Raw genomic sequence first — 15,188 nt, 5'->3', positions numbered from 1 at the left:
TGATTGTCAAAGTCGAGTATGCGAATATTCGCATGTCATGTGTAGTCGGCTCGTTCGAGCATGCGCGAGGCGATGACCCCGAAGACGAGTCCCCAGAAAGCGGCTCCGATATTGAGTAGTTCGATGTCGGAGATCGTCACGAGGAACGCGATCAAAGCGCCGAAGGTGAATTTCCCGCCGAATGCGGTCACGAAGGCTCCCTGTAAGGCCTTGAGCATGGCCAGACCACCCAGAGTGACGATGAATGCCGTCGGAGTTCCCAACATCATCGCGACGAAAGTCGGGGCGAACAGTCCGAAGACGACGGCGAGTAAGCCGCAGAAGATTCCGGCGGTGTATTGGCGTGTCCGCTCTCCCGACGCCGTGAGCAATGCGTTCGTCGGCCCGGTAAGGCACGTCGAGACACAACCCACCGCCGCGTTCACGAGAGAGAACACACCGCAGGCAACCGTTGCTGCCCCGATCGGCGGTTGATGACCCGCTGCGCGGAGGACTGCGATTCCTTGGCCGTTCTGCACGACGACGACTGTGATCGCCAGCGGTACAACCAGTTCGATCATCGCCTGCCAAGACCAGGTTGGCGTGGTCAGCATCGGATGCGCCAGCCACTCGTGCGCGTCGCCGGCGGAGTTGAATCTTCCGGCCGCGAGTATCACGACCACGCCGACGATCAACGCGCCGAGAACGGGCGGAACGAATCTTCCCAGCTTGGCGAACACGCTCAGAGCGACAAAGGTGGCGATCATCGGCAGGGCGATCACCGCGTCGTGGGCGGGCGCTTCGACCAAATCCGTTCCGAAATGAAGGAAAACGCCTGCCACCATTGCCATTACGATGGGCAAGGGTAATGCGGCCATGATCGGTGTGACCCACCCTGTCAATCCCAACAGCAAGATCAGGGCGCCGGTCGCGAAGAACGCTCCGAGCACTTGCTCCCACGGCAGATGCTCCAACGACGCTCCGACGACAACGGTTCCGGGAATCGTCCAGAAGAAGGCCAGCGGCTGCCGGTACAGCCAGGAAGCCGTGATGGTGAGAATGCCGTTGACGAAGAAGGCACCGAAAAGCCAAGAGGCCAATTGGGCTTGACTCAGTCCACCCGCCAACCCCGCAGCGAGAATGACCGCCACCGGCCCGGTGGCCGAGAAGACGATGCCGATGATTCCGTTGGCAATGGACGTTCCGCCGAAGTCGCGCAAGACCCGCTTCGGGCCGTAGAGCGGTTGGGGGAGTGGCTCGGTGACGACGCGAACGGGCGCGGTCGTCGTAGTGTCCGGCATGTTCTCAGTTCTCCTGATGCGGATCCGAAAGCCCTCGGTCGCGGAACAAAGCCGCGAGTTCGCTCCGTGATCGCAGTCCGAGTTTCGCGTACGCGCGCGTGAGGTGATATTGAATGGTCTTGACGGAGAGGAACAATTCGCCGGCAGCTTCCTTGTTGGACTTGCCCGCTGCGACAAGGTCGGCGACGGCTCGTTCTTGCGGGGTCAGGTCGGTGATTCCCTTCTCCGTCCGCGAGAGGTTCAACCCGCCCGCGCGGAGTTCGCGCTCGCAGCGCTCGACGTAAGTATCGGCGCCCAACGAGTGATACAGCTCGCGGGCGGCGCGGAGGACGACGTCGGCCTCCGCGCGTTTCCCCGCCCGGCGGAGAGTTTGGCCGTAGGCAAAATTGATTCGGGCTCGGTCGTAGGGGAGCGGCAGCGTCTCGATGCCGAGTAGTGCAGCATCGAAACTTTCTCTTGCCGAGTCGAGTTCGCCCCGTGCGCCGTGGATCCGGCCGCGAACGTAGCCGAGACGTGCCGCAGCTGAGCGGTGCTCCCGACGTCGTGCGGTCTGCTCGTGTGGTTGCAGAAAGGCGTCGGCATCATCAGCTCGCCCGACCATGACCAATGCATTGGCGTAGAGATCGACCCACGGCCAGAAGCCCGGCTCGTCGAGCCATTGTTGCGCCTTGCTCGAGGTGAGCGGAGCCAGCGCCACCAGAACTTCGGCGTAGTCGGCGGCGGCCTCGGCAACCTGGGCCCTGGCGAGAAGTGCGGGAACATACATGATTTCGTAGGCGTGAATGCCGGCGTACGCACGTCGCACATGGTCACGGGCCAGTTCCCAGTTGCCGCGCAGAGCGTGAATCTGTGCTCCCGACCAGTGGACCAACGGCCGGATGATCTCGATCTCGAACCGATCCACCTCGGCACCGGCGCCCTCGACGGTCGAGAGCGCTTCGTCCCAAGCGCCGAGAGCGAATTGAGTGCGGGCGAGCCAGGCCTGTGCCCACAGTGAGATTCTTGCCGAACCACTGGAAAACTCTGTGGACACCGCGCTTTCGAGGTCGCGTCTGGCGGACTCCGGGTGGTCCAACGCAAGCTCGAGCCATCCGCGTCCCATCTGGAAGCGCTGTGCTTGGGCTCCGGGGCGGACACGATCGGAGAGTTCGGCGTATGCCGCGAGCGCATTCTCGGTTCTTCCGGTAGCACCGAGCCCGAGACCCTTGATCGCTTCGGACTCCACTGCTGCGGGATCAGAAGGGCCCACCAATTCGACTGCGCGGTCAACCCACTCGACGAGCGCCGTGCCATCGAGCCGAGCCAGAGAATGCAGGACCATTCGTTGGGCGATCATCGCAGCGATGCCTGGCTCACGATCCACGCTGCAGCTGTCCCACGCTCTGGTCAGAAGATCGGCGGCCTCGGTCGGTCGCCCTCTATGGATGGCGAGGTAGCCGAGGACGGCGTCGCGGAGAGGCCCGCGCGAAATACTCTCGATCTCCGGCACGAAGACCATGGCGCGGGGGATGTCACCCGATCCGGTCAGCGCGTCGACTCCGCGGAGCAGTCGGTCCTCGTGTTCGGTTCGGGCTGTGGTGAGACGGCTTGCCGTGACCATGGCGTCGGCGACTTCCGACCACGCGCCGTCGGATGCTCGTAGTGATGCGTACGCAACGAGTTCGGCGGCGAGGTCCTCGTCATGGGTGGTGCTGGCAGCGGCAAGGTGGAAAAGCCGTTCACCTTCTCCCCAAGCGATCTCGGCTGCGCGTGTGTGCAGCAGATGCAAGTGCGCGGGTCCCAACGCCCCGCGCACTGCGGCCGTGACCATCGTGCTGCTCAGTGACACCTCGGTGCTGCCGTGCTGCTCGTGGACAGAAAGGAGGCCGCTGGCGAAGGCGCTGTCCAAGGCGCCGACCACGTCGTCGATTTCGGCTAGCTGAGCAAGATGCGACAACGTCGTGCTGCGCCCGACAACTGCTGCGGCTTCGATCAACGTTCGTGCTCCCGCCGAACACGTAGCGAGGGCGGCGGCGATCGATACTGCACGATGGCGAGGGACGGGCAAAGTTCGGTGCCACTGGGTCCAATAGGTAGGTGGCAGCTCGTCGAGAAGCGAGACGATGTCGAGTGTGTTGCCCGCGGTGAAGTCCTGAAGGGCAAGCGCGACGCCGGAGCTGAGGTCGATTCCGCTTCGCATGCGCGCGATGTCGATGATGACGGGTGCGTCGATCGGGCTGATGTGCAATCGCGTCGACCAGTGCAGGTCGAGAATCTGCCTGACATCCTCGCGCAGGAACGGCGTTTCCTCGGCGACGAGGACGAACAGCAGTGGTGCCGTTCGGCCTCGATGGAGGGCGGAGGTGATTGCCTGAAGCGAGCTGACATCGCTGTGATGGGCATCGTCGACGACGATCAGGGTCAGTTGCTCCGCTGCGTCGACGATCTCGTGTGCAACGGCGACCGGGTCCGAGTTGGAAACCGGACGTTCGAGTAGTTGTTCGATTACTCCGAAGGCAGTGTTCGATTCCCACTCCAGCCCACGAGCGCGGCGGAGCGTATGAGCGGAAGAGATTTCGGCGAACCGGTCGACGAGAGTGGACTTACCGCTACCGGCATCGCCCTCGACCAGCACGAGAGTCGGCACTCCTGTCTCTGCCGCGGCCAAGGCTCGGCCGAGAACGGCGAGCTCGCGTTCTCGGCCGAGCAACAGGTCACGAAGTGTCACCCGACTACCGTAACGCCGGGCTCACCACGGGTTTCCTTTTCGGCACGGTCTCCATCGGATCGAAGTGCAGTGGCACCCAGATCAGGTGCTTGCTTCGGCACGAAGAAGGTGACGATGGCGCCAAGCACCGCGATGCCGGCGAAGACGTAGAACGCCGATTCGGAACTGATTCCGGCGCTGATCAAACTTCCGCCGATCAGTGGCCCGAATATCCCGCCCAGACGTCCGAATCCGGCGCACCACGCGACACCTGCGGCCCGAGCGGCCGTCGAATAGTAGTTGGACACGAATCCGTAGATCAGAACCTGAGTACCGATGGTTCCGACACCCGCGATGGCAACGGAGGCGAGGAGTACGGGAAGCGGGAACCCGAATGTGAACAGGAGCAGGGCGAGTGCGGCCAGGCCGAAGGTGGTTGCGACAACCCGCTGTGGACCGGTTACGTCTGCGATCTTGGAGGCGAGAAGTCCACCGATGATGGCACCGCCGTTGAGTACCAACAGGAACGAGAGCGAACCCTTCGCGTTGTATCCCGCGTTTTCCATGATCTTGGGCAGCCAGGTGTTCAGTCCGTAGGTCAGGAGGAGGCCGGCGAAGCTCATGAGGCCGAGAAGCGCGGTGCCCCAGACATATTGTCTGCTCGCCAACGCTCGGAAGCCGACCTTCTCGGCTACGGCGTCGTTGGGTCGATCTGTACCGACAGGCAATGGAATTCCGGTTTTCGAGGAAATGGCGCGAGCTTCCTCGACACGTCCGCGAGCAATCAGCCACGCGGGAGACTCGGGCAGTTTGAACCAGGCGAGTGGGAACAGGAACACCAATGGCAGGGCGCCGATGAGGAACAGTCCGCGCCATCCGATGGAATCACGGAGAACGATCGCCAGGACGGAAGCCATGACGCCACCGGCCGGGACACCGCTGTAGACGATGGCGTTGAACAGATTGCGGCGTCCCGGCGGCGCGAACTCGGCAATCATGGCTCCGGCGGTGGCGACAAGCCCACCGACACCGATGCCGGTGAAGAACCGCAGCAGACCGAAGGTGGTGATGCTGGTGGCGAACGCTGCCAGTGCCATTCCGACCGAGAACCAGATGATGTTGACCAGCATCATCTTTCGGCGACCGAAGTGATCGCCGATCGCTCCACACGTCAGTGCGCCGACCATCACTCCGACGAGTGCATACGAACCCAACGCGCCGGCCTGAGATGCGGTCAAGGTGCCGATATGGCTGGGGTCGTCCATGAGTACGGGCAGGATCGTGCCGTACACGACCAGGTCGTATCCGTCGAACAGAATGGCAATGGCGGCGATGGTGACCACCCACAACACTGACGAGCGATGGCGGGCACTGGCCCAGGAACCACGTTCGATCGAGGACATGGCGAATCTCCGTTCGAGAGATCAGGAATCGGGGGAGGCTGGATTCAGCCGAGGTCGCCACCGGCGACGGGCAGAACCGTTCCGGTGACATACGAAGCCTCTTCGGAGGCAAGGAAAGTGATAGCAGCAGCCTGTTCGTCCAGGGTGCCGTAACGCTTGAGTAGCGACGAGTCGACGGTCTGGTCGACGATCTGCTGGTACCAGGCTTTCTCCTCGTCGGTCTCGGCACCCGGCCCGCGTGCCACGACGCGTGGTGGCGCCTCGGTTCCGCCGGGAGCGGTTGCCACGACGCGTATTCCGTACTGCGCGACTTCCATCGCCAGTGCAGCGGTGATCGCGCTGACCCCGCCCTTGGCCGCCGCGTAAGGAACACGGTTGACACCGCGGGTGGCGACCGAGGAGACGTTGACGATGGTGCCGCTCGCCTGCTCGATCAGATGGGGCAGTACGGCGCGACACGTCCAGAGCGTGGGGAACAGTGATCGTGTGACCTCGGCTTGTATCTGCTGCGGCGTGTAGTGCTCGTAGGGTTTGGCCCAGATGGTCCCACCGACGTTGTTGATCAGGACGTCGATGCGTCCGAAGCGCTCCAATGCGGAATCTATTGCATTCTGGGCACCTTCGAACGTCTCGAGGTCCGCGGTCACCGAATGGGAACGCTCCAGCGGTGTCGCGATGTCGTGAACCAGTTCAGCTCGATCCACAAGCGCGACGGAACCACCTTCTGCGGAAACTCTTTCGGCAACGCTGCGCCCGATCCCCTGAGCCGCTCCGGTGACGACCACGACCCGGTCGTCGAACCGGCCGGCGAAGAATCTCGTGCTCACGACGCCACACTTTCCCGAGCGTCGGTGATGGCGCGGTGCATCGTCGACTTGGCGTGTTCGCTGTGCTGGACGATCAGATCACGGGCCGCGGCGCGATCATTCTGCTCGAATGCACTCACGATACGTGAGTGATCCTCCGCGACATGTTCGTCCACCCAATCGGCGGTGCGGAGCACTCGGTTCATCAGTTGTGTGACCTCGAGACGGTGGTATGCCTGCAGCAGCACTTCGTTTCCGGTGCAGCGGAAGAGGAAGTCGTGGAACAGGGCATTGGTTTCGGTGAATGCCGCTGCGTCCGTGAAGTGATCGCGGTCGATGGAAGCAGCCGAGTTCTCCGCCAGAATGCGGTACTCCGTCAACTGTGCCGGAGTGAGGCGGCCGATCGTGAGTTCCATTGCTCCGAGTTCGAGGGCCATCCGAGCGTCGAACTGTGCGTCCGACTCCGTGACCGGCAGATGTTCTTCACCGATCTCGTACGTGCCGGCAGCTGATTCTTCGGCCGAGGCTGCCGGTGAATCAGCCGGTGCTGCCGCATTGTTGAACTTTTCGAAGTAGAAGTTCGTGGGTGTGATCGATACGTCCTTGAAGTGCAGACGTACGGCTTCGACCATCGGCGGCGGGCCGCACAGGTAGACGTCTACGTTGCCGTCGTCGAGGTGATCGGGCTCGATCAAGCCCGTGACATAGCCCTTGTTCGGTGCTGTGCTGTCGGGATCGGATACGCAGTAGTCGAAGGTGAACTGGGGTAGAGACTTCGCGTAGTCGTGCAGTTTGTCGAGTTCGACGAGATCGGTGTCGGAGCTGACGCCGTAGACCAGATGGACGGGCCGAGTGGAGCTTTCGGTACGCATCTTCTCCAGTATGGAGAGCAGCGGGGCCAAGCCGGTTCCACCGGCAAGCAGTAGGGCTCTCCGTTGACCTGACCGGAGGAAGAAGCTACCCATCGGTCCGGTCAATTCGAGAGTGTCGCCTACCTGCGCACGCTGACTGAGATACTCGGACATCAGACCACCCGGGGTGATCTTGACCAGGAACGACGCCGACGCGACCTCAGGGCCGGAGCTGAACGAGTACGACCGCGTCGCTTCGGTTCCGGGAACGAGGATGTTCACGTACTGACCGGGGAGGAAGACCAGATCTGCGCGGTTGTCGACTGCGACGGTGAAACCCACCGTGGAATCCGAATGGCGAATGATCTCGGTGATGGTGGACGTGTACGAACCGGCAGTGGTCTTGGCGACCGCCGACGTGGTGGGAATCTGCAGCACGAGATCAGATTCCGGCACCATCTGGCACGGAAGGCAGTATCCCTGCTCGGCCTCGTCGTCCGTCAGGGCCTCCTCGATGTAGTCGCCGGCGTCGAAAGTACCTGACTCACAGAGTGATTTGCAGGTGCCACATGCTCCGTCGCGGCAGTCGAGCGGAATGTTGATTCGTGCGCGGTACGACGCGTCCGCGACGGTCTCGTCGGTGTTGCATTCGACGAAGCGGGTGATGCCGTCTTCGAAACTCAGGGCTACTTGAAAGGTCGGCGCAGCTTGAATGCTCATGGGAAACAGCTCGATTCGAAGGGAAGTCGTGTCAGAAGTGGTAGATGTCGACCACGTGATGGATGTAGTCGTTCTTGAGGACTACCTTCTTCTTCATGATCAACGGCTGCTCGCCCGAGAAGTCGATCGTGTAGTGCGAGGTGCCGAAGTAGGTGTCGACTGTGTTGTAGCGGAAGTACAGCGTGAACCAATTGAAGCGGACGTCGACGACGAAGCCGCGTTCTTCGATCACTTCCACGTTGGTGATGTTGTGACCGGTGCGGGGCTCGGGAAGGCTTGTCGCGCTGGAACGGTCAGTCCTGATTCGGAACACGCGGTCCTCGATACCGCCGCGATTCGGGTAGTAGATCAGGGAGATCTCTGCGGCCGGGTCCGTGGTCAGCTCGCCGTCGTCCGCCCATGCGGGCATCCAGTACTCGGAATCGGGGTGGTAGCACTCGATCCACTTCTCGAACTCGCGATCGTCCAGATAGCGAGCCTCACGGTAGAGAAACTGCTGCACTGTTTCGAGGGCGACGGCATTGGTGGTGGTGACAGTCATGGTGATCGTCCTCAGATGGTCCGGTTGGAAGCGGCTTGCTCGGCATCTACGGCCGCAAGCATGGCGTCGCGCCAGTACCCGTGCTGAATGGGATACAAGCCTTCGTCCTCGGTCTTGGCTCCGCTCGAGAGCACGCGATTCATGCCGAGATCCTTCGCGACGTCGTTCGGACCGGGAATCTGGTGTGTGACGCCACGGCTGAGGTCGTTCCACGGGGCGCCGGCTGCCTGGTAGGTCTTCTGGCAGGAACGGAACTCTTCGAGATCGTCCGGGGTGGCCATACCGCTGGCATTGAAGAAGTCCTCGTACTGACGGATGCGGTTGCTGCGCGCTTCGGCGCTCTCTCCCTTGGGCGCGATGCAGTAGATGGTGACTTCGGTCTGGTCCACGGAGATCGGACGGAAGTGCCGGATCTGGCTGCTGAACTGATCCATGAGGTAGACGTTCGGATACAGGCAGAGGTTTCTCGACGCACCGACCATGAATTCGGCCTTCTTGGAACCGAACTGAGCTTCCAGCTCCGCCTTGCGTTCGAACAGGGGACGGTCCTCGGGATTGCCCCACCACATCCAGAGCAGGAGGTGGCCGTAGTCGTAGGAGAAGTATCCACCGCCCTGCTTCCCCCAGGTGCCGGCGTCCATGGCTTTGGTCTCGTTGGACGATTCACCGGCGGTGCGGCGAGCGGTGGTAGCGGCGTAGTTCCAGTGCGTCGAAGACACGTGGTAGCCGTCGGCACCGTTCTCGGTCTGCAGCTTCCAGTTGCCGTCGTAGGTGTAGGTGGATGCACCGCGCAGAACTTCGAGTCCGTCAGGTGACTGATCGACGATCATGTCGATGACCTTCGTGGTGTCACCGAGGTGCTCTTCGAGTGGCAGCACGTCGGGGTTGAGGCTGCCGAAGAGGAAGCCGCGATAGTTCTCGAACCGCGCCACCCTGGTCAGGTCGTGTGAGCCGTCTTTGTTGAACTGCTCCGGATAGCCACCGGTGCGAGCGTCCTTGGCCTTGAGGAGTTTTCCGCTGTTGTTGAAGGTCCAGCCGTGGAACGGGCAGGTGAAGGTGGTTCGGTTGTCGGTCTTACGGCGACAGAGCATCGCACCGCGGTGGCTGCATGCGTTGATCAGCGCACCCAATTCGCCGTCCTTGTTGCGGGTGATCACGATGGGCTGACGGCCCATGTAGGTGGTGAAGTAGTCGCCGACGTTCGGGATCTGGCTCTCGTGCGCGAGGTAGATCCAATTGCCTTCGAAGATGTGCGTCATCTCGAGTTCGAACAGTTGCTCGTCCGTGAAGACGCTGCGCCGCACCTGGTAGCGGCCGGTCTCCGGGTCCTCGACGAGCGCGTCGTCGAGGGCGGCGCGGATGTTCGCGAACTGGTCGGTGCCGCGGGCAGCATCCAACATATCCGTCATGGGTGTCCTCCAGATAAGAGTGGGCGCCTACCGAGAAAGCCGAGGGCTGTCGGACCAAATCGGTGGGACCCGCTTTCCGGACGGGGCTGCGTCCGGTACTGAATTCACCTTGACATCGTGTGTCTCGGGTCACACTAGGCAATTGCCTAGTCCTGACCAAGGGTGCAGTGTTCGTCGAATTCTGCTGATGGGCCATGCCTGCTGAAGACGACGACCAGGGCGGACTCGACATCGCGAGTCCGCCCTACCTGCCGCGGGGGTTACCGGTTCTTGAAGAACGAGACGTCGTCGTTGCCGATGAGGTCAGGGACCGTCCAGCCGTCGAGGTCGTATTCACTCAGGCATTGCTCGGCCAGTCCCTTCATGGAACTTGCGTGTCCACGATTCTGGGCTGCGAACAGCAGTTCCGCTTTGACGTTCTCGTGATTGCCGGAGTAGTTGCGCTCGTAGAGTTCGTGTCGGCCGCCGAACTCGGTCCCGATCGAATCCCACAGCGCCTTCATGACTTTCACGCGGTCGACGGCGGTGATGCCGTCGGAACCGCGAACGTACTTGTCGAGGTACGGACGCACGTCCGGGCTCTTGAAGTCGAGTGAACTCGAAGGCAGGTAGATCAAGCCCGACGCGACGTCCTGTTCGATGATCTCCTTGATCCGCGGGTACCCCTGAATCATGAACATTCGATAGGTGAGGCCGTACTCGAGCTTCGGGATCACCGAATCGCCGACCCACTTTTCGGGATCGCGTGCCATCGATTCGGTCAACGACCAGAAGAGGTTTCGCCACCCGATCACCTCACCGACACGGGTCTGGACTCCGCGGAAGCCGCCGGCGCCGGTGGCTTCGAGTGCCTTCATCAACAGTCCGGCGATGAAGTCGAGCTTGACGGCCAGGCGAGTGCAGCCCTGAAAGGTGAAGCGCGGCAGGAAGCCCGATTGAGGGAAGAATGCGTTGATCCGGTCGACGTCGCCGTACATGAAGACGTTTTCCCACGGAACCAACACCTTGTCGAAGACGAAGATGGTGTCGTTCTCGTCCATGCGACTCGACAGCGGATAATCGAACGGACTGCCCATCACCGCAGCATGTTCGGTGTACGAGGTGCGGCAGATCAGCTTCACACCCGGCGCGTCCATCGGTACCGTGCAGATCAGGGCGAACTGCTTCTTCTTGATCGGCAGACCGTAGTGAGCGATGAAGTTGTAGTTCGTGATCGCCGATCCGGTGGCGACCACTTTGGCGCCGCTGACGATCAAACCTGCGTCGGTTTCCTTCTCCACCTTCATGAAGACGTCACCGACCTCGTCCGGTGGAAGTTGGCGATCCACCGGGGGATTGATGATCGCGTGGTTCCAGTACAGAACCTTCTCCTGCGATTCGCGGTACCAGCGTTCGGCGTTGTCCTGGAACGGTGCGTACAACTCCTTGTTGGCGTGGAGGGTGCCCAGGAAACTCGCCTTGTAGTCGGGGGAACGGCCCATCCAGCCGTAGGTCATACGAGCCCACGTCGCTATGGCATCGCGTTCCTTGAGCAGATCGGCCGAGGACGTCGGAGTGCGGAAGAACGGCATGGTGACACCGCCGTTGCCCGTGTCCGTCGGAACGGTCAAGGCGTCCACGTGCTCGCCCGTATGCAGAGCGTCGTACAGCCTCGCGGTCATGCGGATCGGATTCCGGAACGCGGGGTGTGACGTGACGTCCTTGACGCGATCACCGTGAAGCCAGATCTCGCGACCGTCCTGCAGGCTCGAGATGTACTCGTCACCGGTCATCGGTCGGGTGGCGAAGTTCTTCGTGCGGTTGGCTTCGCAATCGGCGGCCGGATTGACCTGTGGCGCTCCGGAATCTGCGGGATCGACGCCGGTGGGAGGAATTTCGGTGGTCGTCATGGCAAAGCCTTTCAGATCGTTTGGGGTGCGGGCTGAAGATGAATCGGGGTGAACGAAGTGGTGGCGTCGAACCAGCCGCTGTGTGGGTCGTCCTGACTTCCGTTCCAGACTGTGGTCGACGAGGTAGCGCCTAGATCGTGAAAAGTGCTTCGGTAGAACAGAAGCGGATCCTTGCCACTCGACTGAGCGTCGACGATCTCGCCGATGAAGATGATGTGGTCACCGCCGTCGTACTCCCTCCACGGGACGCACGAGATGGTTGCTGCGGCGCCGTCGAGCAGGGGAGCGGTCGGTCCGTCGATCCACCTCGGTTCGGTGCGCTGCGGTCGGCCGGCAAAATGCATGGCCGTGTCCACTTGGTCGGAGGCAAGGATGTTGACCGCAAACGGCGCGTTGCCGAGGTAGCCGCACGCCTTGGACTTGCGAGTCATCGTGATCTGGCACAGCCGTGGTTCCAGGGAAATGGCCGTGAATGCGGTGACCGTGGCTCCGTGTGGTTGACCGTCGGCATTGGTACAGGTGATGACGGTGACGCCGCTCGCGAATTGACCGAAGATTCCTCGAAGCTGATTTTGTTCCATGACCGGACCTCCTTGTCGGATGGCGGTTGAGTGAGAGTGCCGCGAAGTGCGGGAGGGAAGTAGTGGGCGACTCGCGCCGGGAGTGAAGACGAACGTACGGCGGGCGCAGGCTTCGGTCGATCCGTACAGCGCGGTGGCTATCCGGATTGCGCACCCGATCGCGGCCCGTACCCGTTTTCTCTTGGAAGTGACCGGGGACACAGTGTTCAATGATGTTCAGCGCCCTTGCTCGGCAATGTGGCTGGTCACGGGTTTGGAAGGTGAAGAAGGACGATGGTCGACTCCATGATCGGTACAGCTCCCCGCGACTGGGACGAGGCGTGTCATGCGGTTTCGGACGCCTACTTTCCGCACACGCTGACGCCGTTGTCTCGGCATGCGGCCAGTGGAGTCGGGGTGTGCACCGCCGAGTTGGGACCGCTGAGGATCGCTCATATTCGGTGGGGAGCTGACGTCGCCGTCGAATCCGATCATCCCGGTGCCTATGGGGTGAACATCCCGCTCTCGGGCGAGCTCGAGTCGGTGTTCGCGGGCTCGCACGTGCTCTCGACGCAGGGTGTTGCGACGGTATGTCCACCCGACATCACGACGAGAATCACGCGGTGGAGTGCGGACTGCGAGATCGTCGGAGTCCGGATGGACCGTCAGTACCTCGACCGTGAGATGGAAAAGGTTCTCGGTCGACCCGGAATGCACTTGCCTGATCAGGTGGATCTTCGGGGCGACGACGGAGCCAGATGGCTGAAATTTGTTCGCTCACTGTCGGATCAGATACTCGGCCCGGTCGGCGTGCTGCACAACGAACTGGTGGCAGGTCAGCTCTCCGGCGCCGTGGTCACGGCATTCGTCCTTGCCGCAATGCCCGAAAGCGAGGACGCGGTGCGACACGCCAGGCCACGCATCGTCAAGCGGGTGCTCGACGAGATGCACGACGACCCGGCCCGCGTGTGGACCGCAGCCGAGATGGCGGAGGTGGCGGGCGTCAGCGTACGGAGATTGCAGGAGGGATTTCGGCAGTACGTGGGCCGGAGTCCGTCGGAATGCCTGCTCGACATCCGTCTCGAGCGGGTCCATGCAGATCTGGTGGATGCCGACGACTCGACGACGGTCACCGATGTCGCTGTGAGATGGGGTTTCACGCACACCGGACGGTTCGCGTCGTCCTTTCGGCGTAAGTACGGATTGCTGCCTTCCGAGGTGTTGAGGCGCTAGCTTCGGTACCCCATGTCCGCGCTGAGTTGGTTCGCCTTTTCGACGAGGAAAGGCGCGACGTCGGCGCGGAAAGCTTCCGGGGATGTTCGTCCGGCCGAGGTCGAACACGCTGTCACTCCGACGACGCTTCCACCGGCGTCGCGGACGGGAGCAGCGAGGGAAATCAGGCCGTCTTCCAGTTCCTCCGATGTGAGCGCGTATCCCTGCTCGCGCACCACCCGGAGGGCGGTATGGAATGCGCCTTCGTCGGTGATCGTGGTGGGTGTGAGGGCGTCGAACGTGGAGTTCGCGATGACGTTGTCGACGATTTCGGTTGGCGCCCAAGCTAGCAGGGCTCGACCCATGGAGGTGGCATATGCAGGCACTCGGGTGCCGACGCTGACGTTGATGCTCATGATCCGCCGGACGGGTACACGCGCGGCGTAGACCACGTCGACACCGTCGAGCACCCCGAGCGACGCCGACTCGTGGGTGTGTTCTGCGATCTCCAACAGACGAGGGAGCGCCGCCTCCGTCAAGGCATGTGATGCCGAGAAGTGCTGCCCGATGCTCAGAACGCGTGGGGTGAGCGACCACCGACTGTTGTTGCCGGTGACGTATCCGAGCTTCTGCAGCGTGAGGAGGATGCGCCGGACCGCTGGGCGGGAGAGACCCGTTTCGGCGGCAAGATCGGCGAGCGACGGGTTGGGGTTCTTCTCGTCGAAGGCCGTCAGCACAGCAAATCCACGCTCGATGCTCTGGATGTAATCGCGATCGTTCTCGCTCACGGAATGGCCTTTCATCTGCGGGTATGCCCGATCGGCGCCTTCGAAGGTTGACAAACCTTGTGACTGGGCGCACAGTACAAGCGTACGCACAGCGTAACAGTTGTACGCAGAGCGTACAACCCAAACTTGGGGAGCCGACGCAGCCCAGCAGTACGGCACCCACCCGGTAACAGCCACATACGGCCCCGAGGAGGACCACATGACCACTTCCGAGAGCCCCACCGCAGTAGGTTCGGGTACTGCCGCCACCGACAAGTTCCTCCAGGAACGAGTCAGCGCGGACACCCCGCCCGAACGCGTCTCGGCCATCGCCAAGGACGTGCTCGAGGCACTCGCAGGCGTCATCGACAAGCACGGCATCACCTACCCCGAGTACCGCGTCCTCAAGCAGTGGCTCATCGACATCAGCCAGTTCGGCGAGTGGCCCCTGTGGCTGGACGTCTTCCTCGAGCACAACGTCGAGGAGGTCGCGTACCGCGGCCAGCACGGCACCAAGGGAAGCATCGAGGGCCCGTACTACGTTGCCGATGCCAAGACGTTGCCTGCCAAGTGTGAACTTCCGATGCGTGACAACGAGGTTGGATCGAAGCTGGTCTTCGAGGGCCAGGTTCGCGATCTCGACGGCAAGGGGTTGGGCGGTGCAACCGTCGAACTCTGGCACGCGGACGACGAGGGCTACTACTCCCATTTCGCGCCGCACATCCCCGACGGCAACCTCCGCGGAACGATCGTCGCCGACGACGAGGGACGCTTCGAGATCACCACGATTCAGCCTGCGCCGTACCAGATCCCGACCGACGGCCCCACCGGCTGGTTCATCGAGAAGGCCGGCTGGCACCCGTGGCGTCCGGCTCACCTGCACCTCATGGTGAAGGCTCCCGGTAAGCGCACCATCACCACCCAGCTCTATTTCAAGGATGGAGAGTGGATCGAGAACGACGTGGCAACGGCGACGAAGCCCGAACTGATTCTCGATCCGAAGCCAGGTGCCGACGGAACCAACCGGGTCACATACGACTTCGTGCTCGATCCGGCCTGATCCA

The 15,188-nt window shown here is 62.2% G+C and carries 12 protein-coding genes; 2 read left to right on the top strand and 10 right to left on the bottom strand.

From position 1 onward, the window contains the following. Positions 1 to 35: 35 nt before the first annotated feature. The 9 genes from M1L53_RS00325 to M1L53_RS00285 all read right to left on the bottom strand — a co-directional run bounded on the left by M1L53_RS00325 (position 36) and on the right by M1L53_RS00285 (position 12,166). The gene (locus M1L53_RS00325) at positions 36 to 1,280 is read right to left on the bottom strand and encodes a benzoate/H(+) symporter BenE family transporter (RefSeq protein ID WP_054188474.1); all 1,245 of its coding nucleotides are present in this window, start codon (positions 1,278 to 1,280) and stop codon (positions 36 to 38) included. A gap of 4 nt (positions 1,281 to 1,284) precedes the next feature. Further along, on the bottom strand, positions 1,285 to 3,987 hold the full coding sequence (locus M1L53_RS00320; protein ID WP_054188473.1) for a helix-turn-helix transcriptional regulator: 2,703 nt from the start codon (positions 3,985 to 3,987) through the stop codon (positions 1,285 to 1,287). Continuing rightward, the gene (locus tag M1L53_RS00315; RefSeq protein WP_007729781.1) at positions 3,984 to 5,369 is read right to left on the bottom strand and encodes an aromatic acid/H+ symport family MFS transporter; all 1,386 of its coding nucleotides are present in this window, start codon (positions 5,367 to 5,369) and stop codon (positions 3,984 to 3,986) included. The genes M1L53_RS00320 and M1L53_RS00315 overlap by 4 nt, the downstream gene beginning before the upstream one ends. A gap of 44 nt (positions 5,370 to 5,413) precedes the next feature. Then, entirely contained in the window at positions 5,414 to 6,196 is a 783-nt protein-coding gene (locus M1L53_RS00310) for a 1,6-dihydroxycyclohexa-2,4-diene-1-carboxylate dehydrogenase (RefSeq protein ID WP_007729779.1), read from the bottom strand. Beyond that, on the bottom strand, positions 6,193 to 7,746 hold the full coding sequence (benC, locus tag M1L53_RS00305) for a benzoate 1,2-dioxygenase electron transfer component BenC (protein ID WP_054188472.1): 1,554 nt from the start codon (positions 7,744 to 7,746) through the stop codon (positions 6,193 to 6,195). Before benC ends, M1L53_RS00310 begins: the two co-directional genes overlap by 4 nt. 31 nt (positions 7,747 to 7,777) lie before the next feature. Next, the gene (gene benB / locus M1L53_RS00300) at positions 7,778 to 8,287 is read right to left on the bottom strand and encodes a benzoate 1,2-dioxygenase small subunit (protein WP_003939939.1); all 510 of its coding nucleotides are present in this window, start codon (positions 8,285 to 8,287) and stop codon (positions 7,778 to 7,780) included. Positions 8,288 to 8,298: 11 nt separating this feature from the next. Continuing rightward, the gene (gene benA / locus M1L53_RS00295) at positions 8,299 to 9,696 is read right to left on the bottom strand and encodes a benzoate 1,2-dioxygenase large subunit (protein WP_042447174.1); all 1,398 of its coding nucleotides are present in this window, start codon (positions 9,694 to 9,696) and stop codon (positions 8,299 to 8,301) included. 260 nt (positions 9,697 to 9,956) lie between these two features. Beyond that, positions 9,957 to 11,585, bottom strand: coding sequence for a 4-hydroxyphenylacetate 3-hydroxylase family protein (locus tag M1L53_RS00290; protein ID WP_054188471.1), 1,629 nt, complete (start codon positions 11,583 to 11,585; stop codon positions 9,957 to 9,959). 11 nt (positions 11,586 to 11,596) lie between these two features. Beyond that, positions 11,597 to 12,166, bottom strand: a complete 570-nt coding sequence (locus M1L53_RS00285) for a flavin reductase family protein (protein WP_007729773.1) — start codon at positions 12,164 to 12,166, stop codon at positions 11,597 to 11,599. A 273-nt stretch (positions 12,167 to 12,439) separates the two neighbouring features. On the opposite strand from M1L53_RS00285, the gene M1L53_RS00280 reads away from it, so the two are divergent. Continuing rightward, positions 12,440 to 13,378, top strand: coding sequence for an AraC family transcriptional regulator (locus M1L53_RS00280; RefSeq protein WP_054188470.1), 939 nt, complete (start codon positions 12,440 to 12,442; stop codon positions 13,376 to 13,378). Here M1L53_RS00280 and M1L53_RS00275 read toward each other — a convergent pair. Further along, positions 13,375 to 14,145 (bottom strand): IclR family transcriptional regulator, encoded by a 771-nt coding sequence (locus tag M1L53_RS00275; RefSeq protein ID WP_003939932.1) that lies wholly within the window; start codon positions 14,143 to 14,145, stop codon positions 13,375 to 13,377. The two genes, M1L53_RS00280 and M1L53_RS00275, sit on opposite strands and share 4 nt — an antisense overlap. A 199-nt stretch (positions 14,146 to 14,344) precedes the next feature. Between M1L53_RS00275 and catA the strand changes: the two genes are divergently transcribed. Further along, entirely contained in the window at positions 14,345 to 15,184 is an 840-nt protein-coding gene (gene catA, locus M1L53_RS00270; RefSeq protein WP_054188469.1) for a catechol 1,2-dioxygenase, read from the top strand. Positions 15,185 to 15,188 lie beyond the last annotated feature (4 nt).

Origin of the sequence: Rhodococcus sp. T9N, assembly GCF_024436645.1 — a bacterium.
In the GTDB taxonomy this organism is placed as follows: domain Bacteria; phylum Actinomycetota; class Actinomycetes; order Mycobacteriales; family Mycobacteriaceae; genus Rhodococcus_F; species Rhodococcus_F qingshengii.
The sequence above is the reverse complement of the archived record's forward strand: the minus strand, read 5'-3'. Positions and strand labels throughout refer to the sequence as shown.

What these genes read in the sequence shown, in the direction of transcription:
- catA (WP_054188469.1), top strand. Translation starts at nt 14,345, where the DNA reads ATGACCACTTCCGAGAGCCCCACCGCAGTAGGTTCGGGTACTGCCGCC.
- benA (WP_042447174.1), bottom strand. Translation starts at nt 9,696, where the DNA reads ATGACGGATATGTTGGATGCTGCCCGCGGCACCGACCAGTTCGCGAAC.
- M1L53_RS00325 (WP_054188474.1), bottom strand. Translation starts at nt 1,280, where the DNA reads ATGCCGGACACTACGACGACCGCGCCCGTTCGCGTCGTCACCGAGCCA.
- M1L53_RS00280 (WP_054188470.1), top strand. Translation starts at nt 12,440, where the DNA reads ATGGTCGACTCCATGATCGGTACAGCTCCCCGCGACTGGGACGAGGCG.
- M1L53_RS00290 (WP_054188471.1), bottom strand. Translation starts at nt 11,585, where the DNA reads ATGACGACCACCGAAATTCCTCCCACCGGCGTCGATCCCGCAGATTCC.
- M1L53_RS00315 (WP_007729781.1), bottom strand. Translation starts at nt 5,369, where the DNA reads ATGTCCTCGATCGAACGTGGTTCCTGGGCCAGTGCCCGCCATCGCTCG.
- benB (WP_003939939.1), bottom strand. Translation starts at nt 8,287, where the DNA reads ATGACTGTCACCACCACCAATGCCGTCGCCCTCGAAACAGTGCAGCAG.
- M1L53_RS00285 (WP_007729773.1), bottom strand. Translation starts at nt 12,166, where the DNA reads ATGGAACAAAATCAGCTTCGAGGAATCTTCGGTCAATTCGCGAGCGGC.
- benC (WP_054188472.1), bottom strand. Translation starts at nt 7,746, where the DNA reads ATGAGCATTCAAGCTGCGCCGACCTTTCAAGTAGCCCTGAGTTTCGAA.